Source organism: Arthrobacter sp. 135MFCol5.1, assembly GCF_000374865.1.
Lineage (GTDB): Bacteria > Actinomycetota > Actinomycetes > Actinomycetales > Micrococcaceae > Arthrobacter.
The window spans coordinates 14,869-35,948 of record NZ_KB895474.1 but is presented as its reverse complement, the minus strand read 5'-3'; the positions used below and the strand labels follow the sequence as shown (position 1 = coordinate 35,948).

The 21,080-nt window shown below is 61.4% G+C and carries 20 protein-coding genes; 8 read left to right on the top strand and 12 right to left on the bottom strand.

Going from position 1 to position 21,080, the window contains the following annotated elements; translation table 11 throughout:
* The 6 genes from C563_RS0120275 to C563_RS21740 form a co-directional block, all read right to left on the bottom strand.
* Positions 1-1,013, bottom strand: a 1,013-nt coding sequence (locus C563_RS0120275) for a 4-hydroxybenzoate 3-monooxygenase (protein WP_018763910.1), incomplete at its 3' end; no start/stop codon positions are given.
* Positions 1,014-1,271: 258 nt separating this feature from the next.
* Positions 1,272-2,804 (bottom strand): o-succinylbenzoate--CoA ligase, encoded by a 1,533-nt coding sequence (gene menE, locus C563_RS0120270; RefSeq protein WP_026265181.1) that lies wholly within the window; start codon positions 2,802-2,804, stop codon positions 1,272-1,274.
* Positions 2,805-2,903: 99 nt separating this feature from the next.
* Positions 2,904-3,359 (bottom strand): MaoC family dehydratase, encoded by a 456-nt coding sequence (locus C563_RS0120265; protein WP_018763908.1) that lies wholly within the window; start codon positions 3,357-3,359, stop codon positions 2,904-2,906.
* A 55-nt stretch (positions 3,360-3,414) separates the two neighbouring features.
* Complete coding sequence (locus tag C563_RS0120260; RefSeq protein WP_018763907.1) at positions 3,415-4,458, bottom strand: L-idonate 5-dehydrogenase; 1,044 nt, start codon at positions 4,456-4,458, stop codon at positions 3,415-3,417.
* Between the two features lie 19 nt (positions 4,459-4,477).
* On the bottom strand, positions 4,478-5,245 hold the full coding sequence (locus C563_RS0120255) for a glucose 1-dehydrogenase (RefSeq protein WP_018763906.1): 768 nt from the start codon (positions 5,243-5,245) through the stop codon (positions 4,478-4,480).
* Between the two features lie 15 nt (positions 5,246-5,260).
* Positions 5,261-5,755 carry a VOC family protein gene (locus C563_RS21740; RefSeq protein WP_018763905.1) on the bottom strand — a complete coding sequence of 165 codons (495 nt, stop codon included), beginning with the start codon at positions 5,753-5,755 and terminating at the stop codon, positions 5,261-5,263.
* A gap of 602 nt (positions 5,756-6,357) precedes the next feature.
* Here C563_RS21740 and C563_RS0120245 point away from each other — a divergent pair.
* The 6 genes from C563_RS0120245 (at position 6,358) to C563_RS21735 (ending at position 11,787) form a co-directional block, all read left to right on the top strand.
* On the top strand, positions 6,358-7,296 hold the full coding sequence (locus C563_RS0120245) for an SDR family NAD(P)-dependent oxidoreductase (protein ID WP_018763904.1): 939 nt from the start codon (positions 6,358-6,360) through the stop codon (positions 7,294-7,296).
* Between the two features lie 52 nt (positions 7,297-7,348).
* Positions 7,349-8,185, top strand: a complete 837-nt coding sequence (locus tag C563_RS0120240) for an amidohydrolase family protein (RefSeq protein ID WP_051083610.1) — start codon at positions 7,349-7,351, stop codon at positions 8,183-8,185.
* Positions 8,186-8,293: 108 nt separating this feature from the next.
* Positions 8,294-9,238, top strand: coding sequence for a cyclase family protein (locus C563_RS0120235; protein WP_051083608.1), 945 nt, complete (start codon positions 8,294-8,296; stop codon positions 9,236-9,238).
* An 11-nt stretch (positions 9,239-9,249) separates the two neighbouring features.
* A complete protein-coding gene (locus tag C563_RS0120230) occupies positions 9,250-10,290 on the top strand; it encodes an NAD(P)-dependent oxidoreductase (protein WP_026265179.1) in 1,041 nt (346 codons plus the stop codon).
* Positions 10,287-11,204 carry an NAD(P)-dependent oxidoreductase gene (locus C563_RS0120225; protein ID WP_043424510.1) on the top strand — a complete coding sequence of 306 codons (918 nt, stop codon included), beginning with the start codon at positions 10,287-10,289 and terminating at the stop codon, positions 11,202-11,204. The genes C563_RS0120230 and C563_RS0120225 overlap by 4 nt, the downstream gene beginning before the upstream one ends.
* Before the next feature lie 67 nt (positions 11,205-11,271).
* A complete protein-coding gene (locus C563_RS21735) occupies positions 11,272-11,787 on the top strand; it encodes a MarR family winged helix-turn-helix transcriptional regulator (RefSeq protein ID WP_051083605.1) in 516 nt (171 codons plus the stop codon).
* Between the two features lie 116 nt (positions 11,788-11,903).
* Here the strand turns inward: C563_RS21735 and C563_RS21730 are convergent, their stop codons facing one another.
* The 6 genes from C563_RS21730 to C563_RS22880 form a co-directional block, all read right to left on the bottom strand.
* Positions 11,904-12,686: a cyclase family protein gene (locus C563_RS21730; RefSeq protein ID WP_018763898.1), complete on the bottom strand. Its 783-nt coding sequence runs from the start codon at positions 12,684-12,686 to the stop codon at positions 11,904-11,906.
* A gap of 555 nt (positions 12,687-13,241) precedes the next feature.
* On the bottom strand, positions 13,242-13,937 hold the full coding sequence (locus C563_RS0120210; protein ID WP_018763897.1) for a nuclear transport factor 2 family protein: 696 nt from the start codon (positions 13,935-13,937) through the stop codon (positions 13,242-13,244).
* Positions 13,938-14,144: 207 nt separating this feature from the next.
* A complete protein-coding gene (locus C563_RS0120205) occupies positions 14,145-14,705 on the bottom strand; it encodes a gluconokinase (RefSeq protein ID WP_018763896.1) in 561 nt (186 codons plus the stop codon).
* Positions 14,706-14,748: 43 nt separating this feature from the next.
* The gene (locus C563_RS0120200) at positions 14,749-16,014 is read right to left on the bottom strand and encodes a glycoside hydrolase family 1 protein (protein WP_018763895.1); all 1,266 of its coding nucleotides are present in this window, start codon (positions 16,012-16,014) and stop codon (positions 14,749-14,751) included.
* A gap of 25 nt (positions 16,015-16,039) precedes the next feature.
* On the bottom strand, positions 16,040-17,065 hold the full coding sequence (locus tag C563_RS22320) for an alpha/beta hydrolase (RefSeq protein ID WP_081624221.1): 1,026 nt from the start codon (positions 17,063-17,065) through the stop codon (positions 16,040-16,042).
* A 381-nt stretch (positions 17,066-17,446) separates the two neighbouring features.
* Positions 17,447-17,935 carry a hypothetical protein gene (locus C563_RS22880; protein WP_231369941.1) on the bottom strand — a complete coding sequence of 163 codons (489 nt, stop codon included), beginning with the start codon at positions 17,933-17,935 and terminating at the stop codon, positions 17,447-17,449.
* Here C563_RS22880 and C563_RS0120185 point away from each other — a divergent pair.
* Entirely contained in the window at positions 17,934-18,896 is a 963-nt protein-coding gene (locus tag C563_RS0120185; RefSeq protein WP_018763892.1) for an alpha/beta hydrolase, read from the top strand. The genes C563_RS22880 and C563_RS0120185 overlap by 2 nt on opposite strands.
* A gap of 528 nt (positions 18,897-19,424) precedes the next feature.
* Positions 19,425-21,062, top strand: coding sequence for an ABC transporter substrate-binding protein (locus C563_RS0120180; RefSeq protein ID WP_018763891.1), 1,638 nt, complete (start codon positions 19,425-19,427; stop codon positions 21,060-21,062).
* Positions 21,063-21,080 lie beyond the last annotated feature (18 nt).

The following is a 21,080-nucleotide window of genomic DNA, read 5'->3' as shown; positions in this document are numbered from 1 at the left end:
TCCAGGGCGCGGTCGCTGTAGGTGTCCAGCAGGTGTCCCGATCCGGAGTTGTAGTGGCTGTCCAGCCCCTCGAAGAGGACCTTGACGTCGTTGATGGCCAGGTTCAGGCCCTTGGCTCCGGTGGGCGGCACAGTGTGTGCGGCATCCCCGGCGAGGAACAGGTTGCCGTGGCGCATGGGGGTGTGGACGAAGCTGCGGAACGGCAGGACCATCTTCTCGATGACCGGGCCCTCCTTGAGCTCGAAGCCGTTCCCGTTGACGCGGCTCCGGAATTCGGCCCAGATCCGGTCATCGTCCCACTCCGCCACGTTCTCCTTGGGATCACACTGGAAATACATCCGCTGGACCGTCTCCGTACGCTGGCTGATCAGGGCGAAGCCGTTGGCCGAGTTGGCGTAGATCAGTTCGTCGGAACTGCGGGGAGCCTCGGCCAGGATGCCGAACCATGCGAACGGGTACTCGTGGAAGTACCACTTGCGGTGGGCCTCCGGGATCTGGAACCGGCAGTGGCTGCGGGAGCCGTCGGCACCCACCAGGAAATCGGCCTGGATCTCGTACTCCACGCCGTCGGCGTCGGTGAACCGGACCTTCGGCTTACCTTCGAGGTCGTGGACGGTGGTGTCTTTGACGCTGTAGCGGACGTCGCCGCCGTCGTCCTTCCTCCGCGCGGCGAGGTCGAGGAACACGTCGGTCTGCGGGTAGAGCCACACGGACTCCCCTACCAGCTCTTTGAAGTCGACGCGGTGGCTTTCGCCGTTGAAGCGCAGTTCGATGCCGTCGTGCCGGTCACCGTCGCGCAGCACGCGGTCCGAAACACCGCTGTCCACCAGCATGTTCACCGTCCCGTGTTCCAGGACGCCGGCGCGGACAGTTTCGGAAATCTCTTTGTGGCTGCGGACCTCGATGACGGTGGACTCGATGCCGGCCTTGGCGAGGAGGTGGGAGAGCATCAGCCCGGCGGGGCCGGCGCCCATGATGGCCACCTGCGTGGCGATGATTTTGCGTGCTGCCATGGCGGTGTCTCGCTTCGTTACGGGGGCCAATAGAAGGCCATAGTGGTCTGGTTTCAGTGCGCTAGATATAGTGATCGCCCTTGTATGTATTCCCTTGAACGGAACCATCGTGGGCGGAAACGGGTCGAGCGGAGTTGTTCGTGGTTTGAGGTCGTGCGGGAATTTGTTGACCTCCTGCCGGTTCACCTGTTCCACTGCCGGGACTCCAACAGGTGACTTCCTTCAGCAGGAACCCGGGGGCTTTCACAGGGCGGTGCGCTATGCGGAGAACTGCTGGCGCAGGTCCCTCTTCCTGATTTTGCCGCTTGCGGTCCGGGGCATGTCGTCGACGAAGACGACTGCCTTGGGGATTTTGTAGCGTGCGAGCTTGCCTTCGAGGTGGGAACGCAGATCTTCCTGGGTCAGGGTCGAGCCTGCGTGGAGGGTGATGATCGCTTTGGGCACTTCACCCCACTTTTCATCCGGAACGCCGATCACAGCCACCGATGCCACGGTGTCCAGTTGGAGGATGGCTGCCTCAACTTCGGCAGGGTAGATGTTTTCGCCGCCGGAAATGATCATGTCTTTGAGCCGGTCGGATACGAAGAGGAATCCTTCGGTATCTGTATAGCCCATGTCCCCGGATCTGAACCAGCCCCCTTCGGCGTAGGAGTCCCGTGTTTCCTGCGCCCGGTTCCAGTACTGGCTGATGACGTTGGGTCCGGAGATCTGGATTTCTCCGACTTCCCCTGGAGCTACGGGTGCTCCGAGCGGGTCAGCGATGCGCATGTCAGTAAAGAAGTGCGGGAGGCCGGCGGAACCGATTTTCTCCCGGGACCGTTCAATGGGCAGCATGGTGACGCCGGGGGAGGCCTCGGTCATGCCATAGCAGCTCGTGAAGCCGATGTCTCTGGCCTCGTAGGCCTCTATCACCCGTGTGGGGATGGCTGAGCCGCCACAGGTCAGTTTTTCGAGCGAGCTGATGTCGGTGCTGGCCCAGGCGGGGTGTTCACAGAGCATCTGGAACGTCGTAGGCACCCCGTTGAGTGTGGTGACCTTGTGCTCCTGGATCAGCGTCAGGGCTCGTCCCGGATCGAATTTTGCTTCCAGTACCACCGTTCCGCCTTTCAGGAGCATGGGCAGAAGGCCCATGTCTAGGGAGGCGGCATGGAAGAGCGGAGAGATCATCAAGGCCACGTCGTTGCGGTTCAGGTCCACGTCGACCAGGGTGTTCATGCAGTTCCACGTAATGTTGCCGTGCGTGAGCAGTGCGCCCTTGGGAAATCCTGTCGTGCCGGAGGTGTAAAGGATCATCCCCGGGTCCGACAGGGTGATGCTTTCGTCGATGAAGTTGGGGGGCGTTTGCTTCAAGACGGTGTCGTAGTCCTCGACGCCGGTTGCCTCCGTCTCCGGGGCGGCGCCGACGACGATCCGCCGGTTCACGGCAGCGCCGGTGGCAGCGGCTGTGGCCAGGGCTTCCAGCTCGGCGCCATTAATCAGCAGGCGTGCGCCGCTGTCTTCGAGTTGGAATTTCAGTTCAGGGGCGGCGAGACGGGTGTTGAGCGGGACGAATATGGCGCCGAGGAGGCCGCAGGCAAAGAACGTTTCGACGAATGAGGGGTCGTTTTCTCCGAGGTAGGCGACCCGGTCGCTGCGTCGGACGCCCCGCAGCCGGAGCGCGTTGGCGAGCTTGTCTGCGCGTTCAGTCAGTTCCGCGTAGGAAATTTTACGGTCACCGGCGATCAGGGCCAGCTTGGTTCCGCTCTTTGACATGCGTCGGTGCAGCCAGGAGCCAACTCCGAAGTTATGCAAGGTTCCTCCTTGTACCTTGCTGCAATGAAGGTACCGTCCTTTGGTGGAAGTGATGGTGACAGGTCACGCGGCCAGCGCCTAAGGGCCCTCCGCCGTTTCCTACTTGTAGAAGCGGGCGAGGAATTCGGCGACGACAGCGGGTCGTTCCTGGCCTTCAATCTCGATGGTGGCGTTGACTTTGATCTGTGCGCCGCCTTTGACCTCGGTGACCTCCGCGATCCCGCCCTTCATGCGGACCTTGGAGCCGACCTTAACGGGCGAGGTGAATCGGACCTTGTCCAGCCCGTAGTTGACCTTTGTGGTGACGCCGTCGACGTCGAACAGCTCGCCCCAGAACGGGATGATCAGGGACAGGGTAAGGAAGCCGTGGGCGATGGGGGCACCAAAGGGGCCGTCCTTGGCGCGTTCGGGGTCCACGTGGATCCACTGGTAGTCATCTGTCGCGTCGGCGAACAGGTTGACCTGCTGCTGGGAGATTTCGCGGTAATCGGTGACGCCGAGGTCTTTACCGGAGAGGGTGAGCAGGGTGTCGAAGTCTACAACTGTGGACGGCATTGGGTCTCCTTGACGTGGATGGTGAGCTGGAGGATGGCTGGGGTGCCCGGACGGTTTAGAAGCGGAGTAGGACTTTCCCGGAAATTTGCGCGTCTTTGGCAACGCTGAATGCTTCCAGGGCCTGTTCGAACGGGTACTCATGTGTGATGGCGGGTTCGATGTGCAGGCTGCCGTCGGCAAGGGCGGCGATTACCTCGTCAATTTCATTGTTGAAACGGAACGAGCCAACAAGTTCAAGTTCGCGCGTAATGGCCAGTGAGATGGGAACCGGCTGGTCTCCGGAGGGGAGCAGGCCAAGCATGATGACGCGGCCGCCGCGCATTGTGCCGCGCAACGCTGAGGCCAATCCCTTGGGGCTTCCGGAGGATTCGATGGTCACGTCTGCTTCCACGGACGCTGCGGCTTCGGCGTCCCGGGCGTTGATCGTGTGGGTGGCTCCAAGCTGCCGGGCTATGTCCAGAGGCTTTTCGTGAAGGTCCACGGCAATGATTTCGGCTGCGCCGGCCCTTTTTAGGACGGCGATGGTGAGAGCGCCGATGGGGCCGCTGCCGATGACCAGCGCCCTGGCGCCCTTCATGTCTCCGGCCCGGCTAACCGCGTGCCAAGCGACGCTTGCCGGCTCGATGAGAGCAGCGGTACGCAGAGGCATCGCCGCGGGAAGCACCCGCAGCATCCGGGTCGGCAGTACTGCGTATTCGGCGAAGGCACCGTCCTGGTGCGGCCGGGTGGCTGCGCTTCCCAGATAGGTGCAGGCAGGGGAGAGGTTGGGCCGGTCAGCCGGATACCGTGCGCCGCTTCCGCCCGGAGTGGCAGGATGCACGGCGACGGCCGTGCCGGGTTCAGGACCGCTGCCGTCGGCGGCGGCGACGGCGACGGTCCCGACGACTTCATGGCCCAGGACCATGGGGTCACGAAGAATTGATTCGCCGGCTGCCCCGTGGGTCCAGTAGTGCAGGTCGGAGCCGCAGATGCCGCCGTAGGCGATCCGGATGATCGCCTCGTCAGGGCGCGGCTGTTCCACGGGGCGCTGTTCGACACGGAGGTCTCCAGCGGAGTGGGCGACAACGGCGCGCGTGCCACCGGTGATTGGGGTCGCCATGGGGTGTCCTTCGGGTCTATTAGACGACGACGGACATTCCGCCGTCGATAAAGACGGTTTGTCCGTTGACGTAGTTGGAAGCGTCGGAGGCCAGCCATACGGCCGGGCCGATGAGGTCCTCAGGGGTTCCCCAGCGGTCGGCTGGAGTCCGCCCGAGCACCCACGAGTTAAAGGCTTCGTCATCGACCAGAGGCTGGGTCATCTGCGTGTGGATGTAGCCCGGGGCGATCGCGTTGATCTGGATTCCGCTGGTTGCCCACTCGGCGGTCATGGCACGGGTGAGATTCCGCAGGCCACCCTTGGATGCGGTGTAGGCACCTATCGTAGGGCGGGCAAGCTCTGCCTGGATGGAGCAGATGTTGATAATTTTGCCGTGCCCTCGGGCGGTCATGTACCGGGCGGCCTCCCTGCCGACCAGGAAGGCGCTGGTGAGGTTGGTCGCCAACACCAGGTCCCAGTCCTCCGGAGCGAGGTCCAGCAGCGGCACGCGCCGCTGGATCCCCGCGTTGTTCACCAAAATCGCTATCGGTCCGTGGCTGGACTCAATGTCCCCGATGGCGGCCTCGACCTGGGCGGCGTCCGTGACGTCAAAAGCCGAGGCCAGCACCTTTCCCGGGCCCAATTCCTGCTGCAGCGTTTCCCTGGCGGCTTCCAGCCGGGCCTTATCGACACCGTTGAGGACGATGGTCGCTCCGGCGCGGCCGAGGCCGGCAGCGATGGCGTTGCCGATGCCCCGGCTGCTGCCGGTGACAAGCGCGATCCGTCCGGTCAGATCAAAGAGCGTCACGTTGCGGTCCTGGTTCTAGTGCCCCGGCGCGACCGGAACGGCTTCGCCGGATGCCTCGAGTTCGGCACGTCGGCGGGTGGCGGTTTCCGGGTCAAGCCAGCAGATGTACTCGATGAAGTAGCCGTCAGGATCCGCAACGTAGATCTGCTCGACGCCGTCGGCGCGGATGCGGGGGCCGCCGACCGGGATTACGCTGTGGCGGCGCAGGTTTTCGCGGACGTCATCAAGTGAGTCGACCTTCAGAGCGAAGTGCACACTGTATCCGGTGCGCACCTCTTCAACGGACCAATCCGGGGACAGGGCTGCAGTGCGACCGTGTTCGGTTTCAACGACGACGTGGACTTCGGCGGTGCCGAGCCGGAAGTATGCCCCGGGGAACACGAAGTCGGCCGGCCGGGGGATCTCCTCCATGCCGATGACCTCGGTGTAGAACTTGCGAGTTTTTTCCAGGTCGCTGACGTAAAGGGCGACGTGGTGCAAGGAAACAGCTGTGCCGGTCTGGGATGTCATGCGGTGGATCTCCATCGAAGGTTGGATGGTTGGACGTTGTGAACTTAGAAACGGATGTGGATGATTTGGGGCCCATTATGACGGGCAGCGGGTGCTGGGCGCATTCTCTTGCGGGTTGTCCCCTGCTTGGGGGCGCGGCCGCCGTCAATAACCAGGTTGTCGTGGACATAACTGGAGGGTGTTTCTCATTCGTTGCCTTCAACTTCCTGGTCGACATGAGGGGTCGCGGATGCCGGGCCTGACACGGCAGGGCCAGCATCCGACGTATCTGCACAGAAGTCCGCAGTTATTGCCACGTATGGACCTCCGGCCAGTTCAAACAACAACAAGCGCTGCCCGTTTCCAGGGCCGTCTGCTCCGGCAGGTCCCGCAATGACGACAGGGGCCCAGGAATCGATTACGGCCCGCATCAACCGCCGAACCCAATGCCGTTTCCCCGGACTTCCCTGTCCCGTGTCATTCACAAGTCAATGAGAGAACAAATTGTTGAGAAAGTCAATGGGTTTCGGATGAGAGAGTTAATGGTTGACTTTATCAATGATCTACCCTCTCATGGAGTGTGGTTACAGAACTAAACCATGGAGAAAGCAAGGGAGCGGGCCATGAGCTTGAACGGGAAAGTAGTAATCGTCACCGGGAGCGGACAGGGCCTTGGCCTTGCCTATGCGCGGGAGCTGGCGCGGCACGGGGCATCGGTCGTCGTCAACGATGTGAACGCAGCAACCGCTGCAGCCGCTGTCAACCAGATCCGGGAAGACGGGGGACAGGCCGTCGCTGTCGTGGCACCGGTGGGTACCACAGACGCGGCAAAAGCTCTGGTGGCCGGCGCAGTAGAGGCGTTTGGACGGCTCGACATCCTCGTAACCAACGCGGGCATCCTGCGGGACAAAAGCCTGCTGAAGATGACAGACGAAGACTTCGACCTTGTCATCAACGTCCACCTCAAGGGCACGTTTACATGCGTCCGCGAGGCGTTTGCATATTTCAAAGAAAACAACATCCCCGGCAGAATCATCACTATCGGTTCGCCCACCGGGCAGCGAGGAACCTTTGGACAGACCAACTACGCCGCGGCGAAGGCCGGCATTGTGGGTATGGTCCGCACCTGGGCGCTGGAGATGAAAAAAGCCGGGGTCACCGTCAACACTGTCGTCCCTGTCGCCGCGACCGCGATGACAAAAACCGTCCCGTACTTTCAGAAAGCGGTAGAGGCGGAGGAGCGGGGCGAGGTTATGCCGGCTTTCTTCCGCCACGACCTCGGATTTGGCACGCCCGACGATGTTGCCGGGATCATCGCCTACCTCGCCTCGGATGAGTCTGCGTCCATCAGTGGACAGGTCATCGGGGTCGGCGGGGACCGGCTGCAGGTCTGGACGCATCCTGAACCGGCGGTTACCGAATACCGCGAGGGCGGCTGGAGCTACGAGGCGCTGCAGGAACGTGGAGCCGAGGTCATTGGCGCCCACCAGCAAAGCATCGGCGAAAAGTTCCTTCCCCTGCCGCTGGAGCTGCAACCGACCGAGACCGCGGGAGCGCGCTGAAGTGTCCCGCTACGAGCCCGGCATCGACGTTGGGGCCATCAGCGCGATCGACATGCACGTCCATCTGGAGGTGGATAGCTGCGGCCACGGCTCCCTCCCGGACGCCCTCACCGAGGCATCCGCGAAGTACTTCAAGGCCGAAGACCGCACCCCGTCCCTGGACCGCATCGCCGAGGTATACCGCGAACAGAACATGGCTGCCGTCGTTTTCACCGTCGATGCCCGTACCCAACTCAAGCACGAACCCAACAGCATCCCGGAGCTGATCGCCGGCGCCGCCAGAAACAACGATGTCCTCATCCCGTTCGGCAGTGTTGACCCCCGCACGGGGGAAGACGCGATCGCACGAGCCAAGCACCAGGCCCTGGAGTTGGGTGCCCGCGGTTTCAAGTTCCACCCGTCTCTGCAGGGCTTCGATCCGTCCGATGAACGGTTCTACCCGCTGTGGGAAACCTTGCAGGAACTGGGCCTGCCGGCCGTTTTCCATACCGGCCAGAACGGCATGGGCGCCGGCCTTCCGGGCGGGTATGGCATCAAGCTGGCCTACTCTAACCCGTTGTTGCTGGACGCCGTCGCCGCCGACTTCCCGGGCTTTCAGATCATCATGGCCCACCCGTCGGTACCGTGGCAGGACGAGGCCAACTCAATAGCCACGCACAAGGCCAATGTCTTTATCGACCTCTCCGGCTGGTCACCAAAGTATTTCCCGGAATCCCTCGTGAAGGCCACCAACTCCTATCTTCAGGACAAGGTCCTCTTCGGCACCGATTTCCCTCTTATCACTCCGCAGAAATGGCTCGGCGCGTTCGCGGATCTGCCGTTGAAGGACGAAGTCCGTCCCAAGATCCTCAAAGAAAACGCCGTCCGCCTCCTCGGGCTTGGTCGCTGACCGGCACGCCCGGCTTCACCCAGTCGCCCCGGGCGCCCAGGCGCCATCAAGTCCTTCAGAAAGGTGAACACCGTGGTTTGCCCACCAGTTCCAGAAGAAGCCACCTCATTGACAAACCCCGCCCGCCCTCCGGTGCAGACCCGCACCGTTGACCGTGCGACGTTCGATCACCTGTTCACAGAACTCTCCAACTGGGGCATGTGGACCAACGCCGGCCGCGGCGCGTACAACCGGGTCCTGCCCGAACACGTCACCGCAGCGTGCTCACTGGTGTCGTCAGGCCGGACAGTGACCACGGCACTGCCTTGGAACACCGTGCCCGGTCCCGATAACCACAAGCCGGCGCTGCACCACATGACCGATCTCGGGGACAAGGAAGCGCCCGAACCGTCGACCAACAAGGACTTCATCGCCGTGGATTACCACGGAAAGGCCGTCAGCCACCTTGATGCCTTAAGCCACATCGCTTACCGCGGTGAGCTCTTCAACGGCAACAGCGCCTCCGAGGTCGTGAACACCAGCGGTGCCCACTTCGGTACGGTCGCCGATCTTGGCCCCTTTATCGGCCGTGGCGTGTTGCTGGACATGCCGGTCGTCAAGGACGTCGACTGGCTGGAACCGGGCGAACCGATCTACCGCGAGGACCTGCTAAGGGCCGAAGATATGCTCGGCGTGAAAATTTCCACCGCCGACGCCGTGTTGCTCCGCACCGGCCACATGAAGCGGCGGGAGGCATTGGGCGCCTGGGATTCCTCCGACGCCAGCGCTGGGCTGCACACCGAAGCCATGCCCCTGCTCGCCGAACGCGGCATCAGCCTGCTCGGGTCCGACGGTGACAGTGACGTCAGGCCGTCCCCCACGCCGGGAATCCACTCGCCGATCCACATCCTGGCTATCACCGCCATGGGCGTTCCGCTGCTGGACAACCTGCACCTTGAAGCCCTGTCGGAAGCCTGCCGTGAAGAAGGCAGGTACGAGTTCCTCTTCACCGTCACCCCTCTGAATATCCCCACAGGCACCGGGTCACCGGTCAACCCGACCGCCGTTTTCTAGGAGAAGTCACCATGCACAGACCAGTTGGAGTGTCCCGCGATTTTCTTGACGCCGATGGCAACAACGTGTGGGGAGACATCGGACTCGATGCACTCGAAGCCGCCGGCATCGCCTGGGAATACCTGGAGGAGAACACCGCCGAACTGACGCCAGGACAGATCGAGGGCCGGCCCGGGGTCATCTTCGCAGCCCCCGCCGTCACCAAAAACACCTTCGCAGGAGTCACAGAGCCGCCCTTGGTGCTGGCACGCTTCGGGGTCGGCTACGACTCCGTGGACCTTCCTGTCTGCACCGCCAACTCCGTCGCAGTCACCATCACCCCCGACGGTGCCCGCCGCCCCGTCTCAACCGCGGCACTGACCATGATTCTGGCCAGCCTGCATAACCTCGGCGCTAAAGACCGGCTGCTGCGCCGCGGCGAATGGGACCGGCGCACCGAATGGATGGGCCGGGGTCTGACCGGGACCACCATCGGCCTGATCGGCCTCGGCAACACCTCCACAGACCTGGTCGAACTCCTCAAGCCCTTCGGTACCACAGTCATCGCGTACGACCCCTACTGCCCGCCGGAAAGGGCAGAAGCCCTGGGTGTCCGCCTGACCGGCATCGCTGACATCGCAGCGGCATCGGACGTCGTCGTCGTCATGGCCGTCCTCACCGACGAAACATTCCACCTGATCAACAGCGACTTCCTGGCACAGATGAAGCCCGCAGCCCGCCTCGTGAACGTCTCACGCGGCCCGATCGTCGATGAAGCCGCGCTGATCGATGCCCTCCGGAGCGGCACGATTGCCGGAGCGGCCCTGGACGTTTTTGAAACCGAACCGCTCAGCACGGACAGCGCACTGATCGGCATGGACAACGTGATCCTCACGCCCCATTCAATCGCCTGGACAGATGAAATGTCCCTGGGCAACGGCGGCAGCGCCGTCCGTGCAGTCATTGACGCCATTGAGTCCCGCGCCCCGCAGTTCGTTGTCAACCGCGACGTCCTCACGAAGTCGGAATTCCAGGCCCGCCTGACCCGCCAACAGAGCGACGTCCGGTCATGACCGCAGGCCATCCCGCCCGCACGCCCACAGTCACTGGGCGTGTGGGCGTCATCGGCGTCGGAATCATGGGCGGGCCCATGGCCCGGAACCTCCTCAAAGCCGGCGCCGCCGTGTCACTCCACCACCGGTCCCCCGACCGGGTCAAGGACCTGATTGACCAAGGAGCCGCGTGGGCCCCCTCGCCCCGCCAACTGGCGGCGGAGTGCAGGGTCATCATTCTCATGCTTGGCGATGCCCCGCAGATCCTCGAGGTCCTCAGTGGACCCGACGGCATCGCTGCCGGCATCACCGCACCGGCCACGCTGGTCATCTGCTCCTCCATCTCTGCCGGGGACGCACGCCGGGTTGCCGCCCGGGCAGATGAACTGACCGGCGGCCTCCTGCGCACCATCGACGCGCCGGTCAGCGGCGGGGAGGAAGGCGCCGTCGCCGGTAACCTGTCCATCATGGCCGGTGGGGACCCGGAGGATTACGCCCGGGCCGTACCCGTTCTGCGGGCCTGCGGCAGACCCGTACTGCTAGGCCCACTGGGCGCAGGATCGGTTGCCAAAGCCTGCAACCAACTGATAGTTGCCGCTACAGTGATGGCCATTGGAGAAGCATCTGTCATTGCGCACCGTGCCGGCATCGACGTCGCCAAGCTCCTGGAGCTGCTCTCAGGAGGTTACGCCGGAAGCCGGATACTGGAAACCCGGGCCCGGCGCTTCGCCGAGGAGGACTACACGCCCTCGGGCATGGCCAAGTTCATGGTGAAGGATCTTGCCGCCGCCCAGGACGCAGCGTCCAGCGCTGCCGTGGACGCCGGACAGCTGCGCTATCTCCACCAGGCCTTTACGCAGCTCGTCGAGGCCGGTCACGGCGATAAAGATATTTCCGTGACCCGAGCCTATATCAGCGAGAAGTCCATTGCATGAGACCATTAAGCATTGAGAGTTCGAACGGAACGGACCCTGACGCTATCGGGGCCCATGGAGGACGTATATGAGCGCCGGTCCCGATAATGCTCCAGCTGCCCGTGAAGCTACGAGACTGCTGAACTCGGATCTTGCGGCGAACGTTGAGTTCCTGGCAGCTCGTGCACGGGCCATGGGATCCGCTAAGGCAAACGCAGCGCTTGCGGAGTTCGGCCTGCGAGTGCGCACCTACTCCGTCCTGTCACTGGCCTGCCAGGGACTGGAACCTACGCAACGGGAACTGGCGGACTTTCTCAGCCTTGATCCCAGCCAAATTGTTCCGCTCATTGACGAGCTGGAGAACCAAAAGCTTGTGCGGCGCCGTCCAGATCCCCGCGATCGCCGCTTGAAGGTCCTCGTCGCTACGGCCAAGGGAGAAAAGCTCAATGCCGCCGCCGCATCCGCTGTCGCCAGTGCAACGGCAGAAGCACTTGACAGCCTGACTGCAGAAGAGAGCGAGACGCTTCGCTCACTGCTCTGGAAGGTAGCTTTCACCAAAGAAGAGCGGGACTCTGCCCGCCAGATCCTTGAAGCCGTGTCCTAAAATTTGCCACCGCCCCGGTGCTGGTCTAAACATTAGTGCCGCCTGCTGAACGAGCAGCAGGCGGCACTAACGTTAGTCGCCCTCTCTGTGAGAGACCATCAGAGGGCGCTGTCCACTCAATCAATAAGTGCCAGCGGATTCACCGGAGAGCCTGTACCGCCGCTGATTCGCAGCGGCGCAAGAACGAACGTGAAGGTGTAGATGCGGCGCCGGGCCAGTTCCCGAAGATTCAGCATCTCCATGATCTGAATGCCGTTTCGGACTATCAGTTCGGCGTGGACAGCGAGGGGAACAACAGCGGGGGCGGCCTCAAAGGCCATCGTGTCCGAACCGACGACACTCGCCCGCAGCCCGCCAAGGAATTTTGCGGCTTCAATTTCGGGACCAGGGAAGGGCGGGCGGAGAAATTGTTCGGGCTGTGCGTACAGTCCGTCCCATCCCGTCCTCAGCAGCACCGCGTCGCCGTCCTGAAGCTCGACTCCCTGCGCGGAAGCGCATTCCTGCAGGTCATAGGGGGTTAGGCGTGTATCTGCGGGGAGGGCAGCCCCGCGCAGGGCGGGAAAGTCCAGTAGCACTCCCCGTGCAACGATGGGCTGCAGTTCCGGGTTTTTGGCCAGAACGCCGGCCTGGTCGCTTTGGACTCCGGCTTCACGGACGTCTGTGCCGTCCCATAGCAGTCCTCCCTCAGCCACATGGGAAAGAGAGTCCACATGGGTGCCCGTGTGGTCACCCATGCCGATAGCGTCGGATGCGGAGGTGATTGTTCCCGCGGTGAGTGGGGCATCCGGGTCGAACGGCGTGTGCGGATGCGGGAGGCTGTGGCTGAAGGGAGCCGACACGGGACCGTTTACAGTCGTATGGTCCAGGATATGGCTAAGTTGGATGATTTCGGTGGGCATGTTTCCCCTCTCGGGAGGGTTGAATCGGAGGAACCGGTCGGGGCCCCGGGTTAGGGCCGCTGGAAGGGTCTTGATCCGTGGATCCAGTCGTGCGGAGATTGTCGAGAATGGCTTAAAGTCAATGGCCGGGAATCTGTACGCTGTACGGACTCGATGGCGCGATGCAACAGCCCTTCGACTAAATGCTGTTTCAACGATTGCCCTACCGCCAATCGGGACGCGAAGATCGTGGCCTGTAGTGCGTGCGAGCATGTCTTTGAAGGCCAGGGTGACACTAACAAGATGTCGGAGTGGCAACGTATGGCCGCTGCAGCCCGCTTGTGCGTGTTACGGACGTTCGCGACGACTTCCACATCGGCTCGTGTTCACCCTTGATTCCTTGGGGCGGACACCGACAACCCTCTCTCCACGGCGCAGCGCTCGGGCTCGTCGGTGCCCGCCAGCCGATGAGCTCACCAAGCCGTTGATGCAGCAGTCGAAGTACCACCGAGGTCAAAAATAGGACGTGTTCGGGGAGTTGCAGTCCCGGGGTGTCGTTCACGCGGCTTTCCCCGGTTATCGGCTCGGGCCTGCTTGCGCGGCGTTGGCTGCCTGCTGAGGGATGGTCGCCCAACCGAATCCGTCGTGGGTGTCGTAGGCCGGCGGGCAAGGCGGGACAGGTTCCTGAACCGACTCGGGCGTGTAAGGGTTGTGATAGGTGACAGGTCTGACATTAGGGCTGTCACCTATCTGACCTGTATGGGTCATCGACAGGTCGTTAACCCAGCCCTCGGCAAAGGAAGACTTGATCGTCCTGAACCACTGCAGGTGATGGATCTTCCATTCGCCTCCGATATGGACGAAGTCTGCAGCATAGGCACCGAATGACCAGAGGGCCACGGGTTGGCCGCCGTCCTGGGGTCGTACGGCTTCAACGCCCGGTGACCGCCATACGCCGCGCGCGCTCTTTCCGTCCGACGCCACCTGGATCATGGGGGTCGTGAGGTAATGAACCAGCAGGTTACCTACGGGTTCCATGGTAAACCTGCCGACAAAGAGTTCGCGCAGTCCCGCCTCACCTACGAAGACCCCCCGATCACCGATTTCCGCGGAAACGTCGGGGAGTTCAAGTGCAAAGAAGTTGATGGCTTGGTGGATTGTCGCAGGGGTGTGATTCACGGTGTAACGGCCCATGAGATTCTGGATGTCGTCGCCCGCTTTGATTCGGAACAGTTCGTGTTCCAACTTGGCCAGTCGTTCCTCGGCATTCATAGAGCATCCTTTCGATTTGGGAGGAATTATGACTCAGACAAGGAAAAGCAGATATGACGAAAGGCCCAGGGGCATCCACGGCCGACAAATGAGCTCCGGCTGTGACAGCACTTTGGTGCAGCGGCCCAAAGTGCCGCACCCAGCCAAGGCCCCTGCAGGGAGCCTGCACCTGCACGCATCTCCGGGCGCGGATGAACTGCAGTCTCCTTACGCCTTGAACAGAGGGCCGGCCAGTCGGTGAAAAACTTCTCTGGCAGTTGCATCAATGCCCCCCGCCGAAGCTATCGTTAGCCCCGCTTCGTCAGATTCCAAAGGTTCCAGTGTCTCAAGTTGGGAGTCCAGCAGTGAAGCCGGCATGAAGTGCCCAGGGCGCTGCGTAAGGCGCTCCCGCAACAACGTGCCATCGGCTTCCAAGAAGATAAACAGCGTTCCCGGTTCTTGTCGACGAATTTCATCACGATACGCCCTTCGCAAGGCCGAGCAAGCTACCACAATTCCCTCAGTTGAGGCTGATGCCAGGGCCAGGCCCACGACCCTCAGCCACGGCCATCGGTCCTCGTCGGTCAGAGAAATACCACCGGCCATCTTCTGCACGTTGGCTAACGGATGAAGGCTGTCTGCATCCACGAACCTAACCTTAAGCAGGCTGGCTAACGCCGATCCCACACTGGATTTGCCAACTCCCGAGACGCCCATCACCACGATGGGGGCTGGAGTCAGTGGCCCCGACGGTATACGGCTGTGTTCGGGCGATGCATCGGTACTCATGAAAGGATTTCCATTGGCCAGATAGTAGCTTTCAGTGAATTGCTCAAGTAGCTGGTGCGGCAGACGGAACCGGAACCGGGGGCCACTGGACCGCCCCGGCTGGTAGCGCCTTCGACCGTGCCACGTTGCCGTACCAATAGGCACTCGGCTTAGGTTTCCGCTCAAAAGTTGTCCTGTCCACGGCGACCAGACCGAACTTGGGCTCAAATCCGCCCGACCATTCGAAGTTGTCGAGCAAAGTCCAGTACATGTAGCCACGGATGTCAAAGCCTTCCGCAAGGCATTCGTGAACGGTCCGCAGGGCATGGTCGATAAAAGCAATGCGCTTTTCGTCCTCCATTGTCCCAATTCCGTTTTCTGTTAGCAGGATTGGTTTGCCGGCGCTGAGTTTTGCAGTCCGCCGGATGGTTCCCGCCAGAGCTTGAGGGTAGAACTCCCAGCCCACCATGGTGGTCATCGGCGTCTCGACGAGTCCGTTCTTCTTGTCCGACTTCAGACCGGGGCCACGCTCTCCCTCGGGTCCGAACCTGAGACGCGTATAGGTCTGAAGCCCGACAAATTCATCATCTGCCGATGCTTCGAGGAACATCTCGCTGACTCGTGCGTTGTCCTCCCAGGGCGTGTGCCCAGGCACGGCTCCATCTTCGTACTGCATGTCTTGGAAGGCTAACGTGACGCCGACTGGGGCGTCAGTGTGGCGCCGGATCGCGGCTGCACCTCGTTTATGTGCATCCATGACATTGTTCACCACTCGCCACATGGAGTCGTGGTCACCTTTAATTCCGGGTGGGTGAATACCAACTACCCATCCGGCATCACCTGCTCCTTCCGGCTCGTTTATGGTGCAGGCCCAGCCGATGAGATCCCCCAAGGCCCGGGCGGCGCGGTCGCAGTAGCGTTCAAAGAGTTCCGCGAATTTGGGGGAGAGGAATCCGCCCTGCTGATCAAGCCAGCGGGGAAGGGTGAAGTGATGGAATGTCACGACCGGAGTCAGGCCCCGGGCCCTGCAGGCTTCGAGCATGCGGCGGTAGTGCGCGAGTTCAGCGTTGGAAAAGCGGCCTTCCGACGGTTCGATCCGGGCCCATTCAATGCTGAAGCGGTAGGCATTCAAGCCAAAATCGGCGACCAGGCCTATGTCTTCGGGGTAACGGTGGTAGGAATCGCAGGCGTCACCCGAGGGTTCAAAAACGGGTGTTCCCTCCGCCAGTTCAAAATCCCACCAGTCTGAGTTCAGGTTGTTGCCCTCCGTCTGGTGGGCAGAGGTGGAGGCGCCAAAGAGGAAATTGTCGGGGAAAAGCAGGTCTCCCATTGAGGTCCTTTCTTGTAGTAATGCTCTAGTGGATGGCTGGTCCGGATTTACGGTCTTCCGCGTGGAGCCTGTTCCGGGGAGGACACCCCGGGCCCCGCGTCTCGAACACCCACTCGGAGAGTCGTTGGATTGCTTCTTGGCCACCGGGTGTAAGCGGTTTGTTCAGCGCTGCATGCTCGACCCCGGCGAGCTTGTCCAGGCGAACGCTCACGCCGTTTCCCTTGAGAGCGTCAGCGAATGCGTCTCCGGAAGTTCGAAGGATGTCCAGTTCGCACGTCAGGACCCAGGTCGGGGGAAGCTTTGAAAGGTCGCCATTGGCAGGGAACGCAAAGGGGTCATTCATGACCTCAGGAGTGCCCGCGTAGTATCGATAGAGCTCATCGCTGTCCGCCGGGAGTAGATAGGGATCCAGTATCCGCTCCGTAACAAGCTCGAGTTCGGCGCCGTCCCAGGCTGGGAGCTCGGGGTGCATGAACGGGTATGCACACGCCAAGGCTGCCGGTGGTGTTCCAGCCCCGTCAGTCAATCGTTTTGCTACGCCTGCAGCAAGGTTTGCCCCGGCACTGGCACCGCCGATTTGAAGGTTCTCGGGAGAAAGCCCAAACTGGCCAACGTGCTGGCAGGCCCAGTTCCATCCTGTAAGAACGTCATCAGACGCTGCTGGAAAATGTTGTCCCTCGATCATCTTCCGGTAGTCGAGCGAAAAAACGACGGCGCCCCTGGAGGCCAGCTCCAGAGAAACCCAGTGCGCTTCTGGCATCTCTAGGTCGCCGAACAGGTAACCGCCACCATGCACCCAAACGATGGCTGCCTCGGCAGCGCGGGTTGGTTCATTGTAGATGCGGCAAGGAACGCTGGCTGCCGTGCCTGGTATTGAAACCTCACGATCTTTCACTCTCCTGAACCGAGGGAAGTCCCGTGACCAGTCGACGGGATCTGAGACCTGACCGTCAGGCAGTGCTGGAGCAAGTTGTTGGGCTTCCAGGCTGGCGACGACTTCGTGGACGGGTGTGCTGACCGGCCCTGCGGGCCGTTTGGGATTCTGGGACATCTGCGCCCCTTTCTCTTCTGCACGAAGACGCTGTTCGCTTTAGGGTCCGGATTGCGCCGGGCACCACTGCAGGGTTGTCGCGCCTTAGGCCGTCCATGGCTTTCTAAGTTTTTGCCTGAGGATCCGTTCCCAACGTACTGGCCGACCAGCTTGGCTTAGGAGTCCATTGCTTGCTCCGTGCGCTTCATTTCTCATGTTGCTGAACGGCTTGCCGACGCATAACACCAGCCGACCCCTGATTGGTCAATGATCGTTTGAATGATTTAAATTGTCAACCATTTACAGCAAGGACCCACCAGGCGCTGCCGCAATCGAGGGGGTTGCCCCAGGGCGGCTCGCCCATGTAGCTTTCCACCTCACGCTTGGGGTTCGGCAGCCGGGTCAGTCAACCAAGATCAACCGGACGTAGGTGCCTGGTAGGTTCTCGGCGATCCGCCTCTGGGTGGCGCCATTCTGCTTCAGCCAAAGCAGGGTGCCGTCAGAGGTAACGCACTCAACCGTTCCCTGGTCAAGCAGCCTTCCCTGGCGAAAAATCTCGACCTGAAGACCCTCCAAAAGGGTCCAATCGTCAACGGGCAGCCAGGCAACAGCCGGCAGGCTGGGGTGGCTGATGTGATGTTCGCGCAAGATCGCGCCCCTTTCGAACTCCCGAAACCTGACGCGGCAATCCCGCTGCCAGTGAGGCCGCCACTCAACGGCACGCGAAGACATAGAACTGTTGACTTTTATAACAGTTAATAATGTCATTGAATAGCCCTGCGCTGCGGGCGGCCCGCTGACGCATGCTTCCTTGTGGATCTTCCGCAGTTTCACCACAACTGCCGCCAGCCTGCTCCGAAGGGATGCCCGAACTTCAAAGGAGAAATTCATGCCCCTCGACCCACTCCTCGAGCCACTCGTCGCGGCCGCGCCCCAGCTGCCTGAGGAAATTGAGGACTTTGACGCGTACAGAGCCCAGGAGGAAGCGAACAGCGCCAGTGCGCTTTTTGATGTTCTCGAACCCGCCCCGGAAGGCGCTACCCGCCGGGAGGTGCAGATCCCGGTCAAGAATGGCTCCATCACATTGCACATTTTCACGCCCGCCACGCCCGGCCCCCACCCGGCCCACCTGTACCTGCACGGCGGCGGTTGGATTGGGGGTTCAATCCATTCCAAGTACACCGCCGTCGTATGCGCCGAGCGCGCCGTCCTCGCTGATTGTGTCGTGGTGACCGCGGAGTACCGAAAGGCACCGGAATACAAGTTCCCAACGGCAATCGATGACAGCTACGCCGCACTGCTGTGGACGGTCGACAACGCCCTTGAGCTGGGCATTCAGCCCGGGCTCATCACCATAGGCGGCGGGTCCGCCGGCGCTAACCTTGCCGCCGGGGTCGCCCTGAAGTCCCGGGACGAGGCCGGTCCCCGCCTTGCACTTCAAATTCTCGAGGTGCCTGCTCTTGACCTCACTCTTGCCGCACCTTCTTACGCGCGCTATGGGACGGGCTATGGCATTACCTCGCAATACATAAAGACGTGCGTGCGTTACTACCTGGACAAACCGGAAGATGTCCGCCATCCCTATGCGTCCCCGCTGCTGGCAACAGACGTGTCAGGGCTTCCACCGGCTTATATACTGCCCGCTGAGTGCGACCCACTTTGTGATGACGGAGAAGCCTATGCCCGCCGACTGATCGAATCCGGCGTGCCTGCCACCAACTCCCTGCAACATGGACAAATCCATGGCTCGGCGGCCTTGACGAAGTTACTGCCCGCTGCCCGTGCGTGGCGCGATGAAGTCATTGAGGTCCTTCGCGGGACGCACGCAGCAGAAACGGGAGAAGGTCTGTGACCCTCAGGTCCGCAACTGCGCGCTTCGTTTCACATCCAGCAAGTGCCCAGGCATCGATCATGACCCGGCTTGGACTATTGACAAAGAAAACAGTTTAGATTTTCATTGATCTACCACATGCTGGCCAAGTTGGTCCTAACATCGCCTGATTTGAGGCAGAAACCGAACCAACAAGGCCACGGCCTGCGGGAAAGCTGATTTGATCACTGAACAACGGAGTTCCAATGACCGCCCACCATGCAGCAGCCGATCCTTTTCCCCCGGCAGATGCCGCGATCGCTGCCGCTCGTTGTCGGTCGGTACTAACTCCAGCAACTCTAAGGTCGCTGAACTTAGCCGTGCCTTGCCCACGGCACGAAGCGTGGTCTTTACCAAACATATCTGCCCTCATCCGCTTACCTTTGCGCTTCATAGCCGGTCAGGGTGGATCAGTACCAAGGGGCCACAGACACCAGCGGTGACAAGCAGGGCGCATCCTGTTGCCGGACCTCTTTAGGCGTTATCAACCCAATAACTTGAAGGAAAACCATGAAACTCATCGCCGTGAACCCCGGGCGGCTCCGCCCCAGGCCCATGAAGCGCGTACTCGCTACAGCAGCCACTGTTGCGGTTTCCAGCCTCCTTATGACCGCATGCGCCGGCGGCAGCGACAGCGGCAGCTCGTCCTCTGGGGGAGGAGTCGCGGTCTACTCTTTGACTGCCCTGCCCGGCAGCCTTCAGCCGGAAAATCTTCAGGCCGGTCTCGGAATCAAGCCCATCATTACGACCCTTGGTTCCCTGCTTTTTGAGTTCGACAACAACAGTTGCGAAACCGCCCCCGATCCAACCAAGCTCCGCGGTGTACTCGCCGACTCTTGGAAGGTCAGCGAAGACCGGAAGAGCTTGGCGGTCACTTTGAAGGACACCAAGAGCGCTGCCGGCAATCCGCTCACCTCTGAGGACATCAAATGGAGCTTGGAGCGGAACCTTGCGGTTAGTCCCATCGTGAAGTTTCTGTCCTCTGGTGCCATGCACTTGGCCGCTGACAAGCCGATCACTGTTGTGGACGAAAAGAACTTCACTCTGAATTTCTCAACCCCCTCGACCCTGGATACCGTGATGTGGACGGTTCCGAGCTTTCTCGTGTACGACTCCGTTGAGGTCAAGAAGCACGTAACCGCCGAAGATCCCTGGGCTGCAAAATGGCTGGAAACAAACATGGCCACCTTCGGCCCCTATGCAGCGGACACCTACGAAAAGGGTAATCAGATGACCCTTAAGAAGAACCCCGGGTGGACGGGCACCTCTGGTGGCGTTGATCGCGTTATCTTCAAGCAAGTTGCCGGCGCGGCTGAACAGGGCAACCTCCTCAACAGCGGAAGCGTTAATTACGCCTCGGGCCTGAGCTGGTCCCAGTACAAAGACCTGCAAAAGAACTCCAACGTCAAGGTCTGGAACTGCGCATCCTTGAGCAGGGAGGTCATGGCCCTCCAGCACGCCGACCCGAAGTTTGCCGATGTGCGTGTCCGGCAGGCCATCAGCATGGGCCTGAACAGGCAGGCGCTCATCGACGGAGCCCGAGCAGGTTTTGGTACCCCTGCCACGACTGGGTTCCTGCCCGGACTCCTTCCCAAGAGCGATGACCTCAAGACGTGGACCGAGGACAAAGAGGCCGCGCGGAAGCTGCTGGCAGACGCCGGTCAGTCCAACCTGAGCTTCACCTTGGGCTACGTGGGCGGCAATGAACTACCCATCCTGATTCAGAGTCAGCTCAAGGAGATTGGCGTCACCGTAAATCTTCAAGCATACGCAAGTGGAAATGACTTCAGTCAGGCACAGCGCGGAGGAAAGTATGAGGCGCTCGTATACAACAATCAGGGCGTTGTGCCTGAGCTGGTGTTCGAAGCGGGGCTGATCCAGCCGGGAGCGCCGGCGATGACTTTCGGTTACAAAAGCGAGCAATTCGTAGCCACCATCAATGCCCTCAGCGCCGCAGTCCCAGGCTCGGACGAATACAACAAGCTGGCCGTTGAATTGAACAACATCACCATCAACGATGTGCCCACCGTTGCGCTGATCAACGTGCCGAACGTTTTCGCGATGAGCTCGAGCATCAAGGGTACTGAAAAGGGCTTCGGAACAATCACAACGGCGCCCAACCCAGCCTACTTCGACGCGATGAAGTAAAGACCGGACCAAGGCGGG

Coding starts and splice junctions, on each gene's coding strand:
- C563_RS0120265 (WP_018763908.1), bottom strand. CDS start 3,359: ATGCCGTCCACAGTTGTAGACTTCGACACCCTGCTCACCCTCTCCGGT.
- C563_RS0120260 (WP_018763907.1), bottom strand. CDS start 4,458: ATGGCGACCCCAATCACCGGTGGCACGCGCGCCGTTGTCGCCCACTCC.
- C563_RS21740 (WP_018763905.1), bottom strand. CDS start 5,755: ATGACATCCCAGACCGGCACAGCTGTTTCCTTGCACCACGTCGCCCTT.
- C563_RS0120245 (WP_018763904.1), top strand. CDS start 6,358: ATGAGCTTGAACGGGAAAGTAGTAATCGTCACCGGGAGCGGACAGGGC.
- C563_RS0120240 (WP_051083610.1), top strand. CDS start 7,349: ATGCACGTCCATCTGGAGGTGGATAGCTGCGGCCACGGCTCCCTCCCG.
- C563_RS0120230 (WP_026265179.1), top strand. CDS start 9,250: ATGCACAGACCAGTTGGAGTGTCCCGCGATTTTCTTGACGCCGATGGC.
- C563_RS0120225 (WP_043424510.1), top strand. CDS start 10,287: ATGACCGCAGGCCATCCCGCCCGCACGCCCACAGTCACTGGGCGTGTG.
- C563_RS21735 (WP_051083605.1), top strand. CDS start 11,272: ATGAGCGCCGGTCCCGATAATGCTCCAGCTGCCCGTGAAGCTACGAGA.
- C563_RS21730 (WP_018763898.1), bottom strand. CDS start 12,686: ATGCCCACCGAAATCATCCAACTTAGCCATATCCTGGACCATACGACT.
- C563_RS0120210 (WP_018763897.1), bottom strand. CDS start 13,937: ATGAATGCCGAGGAACGACTGGCCAAGTTGGAACACGAACTGTTCCGA.
- C563_RS0120205 (WP_018763896.1), bottom strand. CDS start 14,705: ATGAGTACCGATGCATCGCCCGAACACAGCCGTATACCGTCGGGGCCA.
- C563_RS0120200 (WP_018763895.1), bottom strand. CDS start 16,014: ATGGGAGACCTGCTTTTCCCCGACAATTTCCTCTTTGGCGCCTCCACC.
- C563_RS22320 (WP_081624221.1), bottom strand. CDS start 17,065: ATGTCCCAGAATCCCAAACGGCCCGCAGGGCCGGTCAGCACACCCGTC.
- C563_RS0120185 (WP_018763892.1), top strand. CDS start 17,934: ATGCCCCTCGACCCACTCCTCGAGCCACTCGTCGCGGCCGCGCCCCAG.
- C563_RS22880 (WP_231369941.1), bottom strand. CDS start 17,935: ATGAATTTCTCCTTTGAAGTTCGGGCATCCCTTCGGAGCAGGCTGGCG.
- C563_RS0120180 (WP_018763891.1), top strand. CDS start 19,425: ATGAAACTCATCGCCGTGAACCCCGGGCGGCTCCGCCCCAGGCCCATG.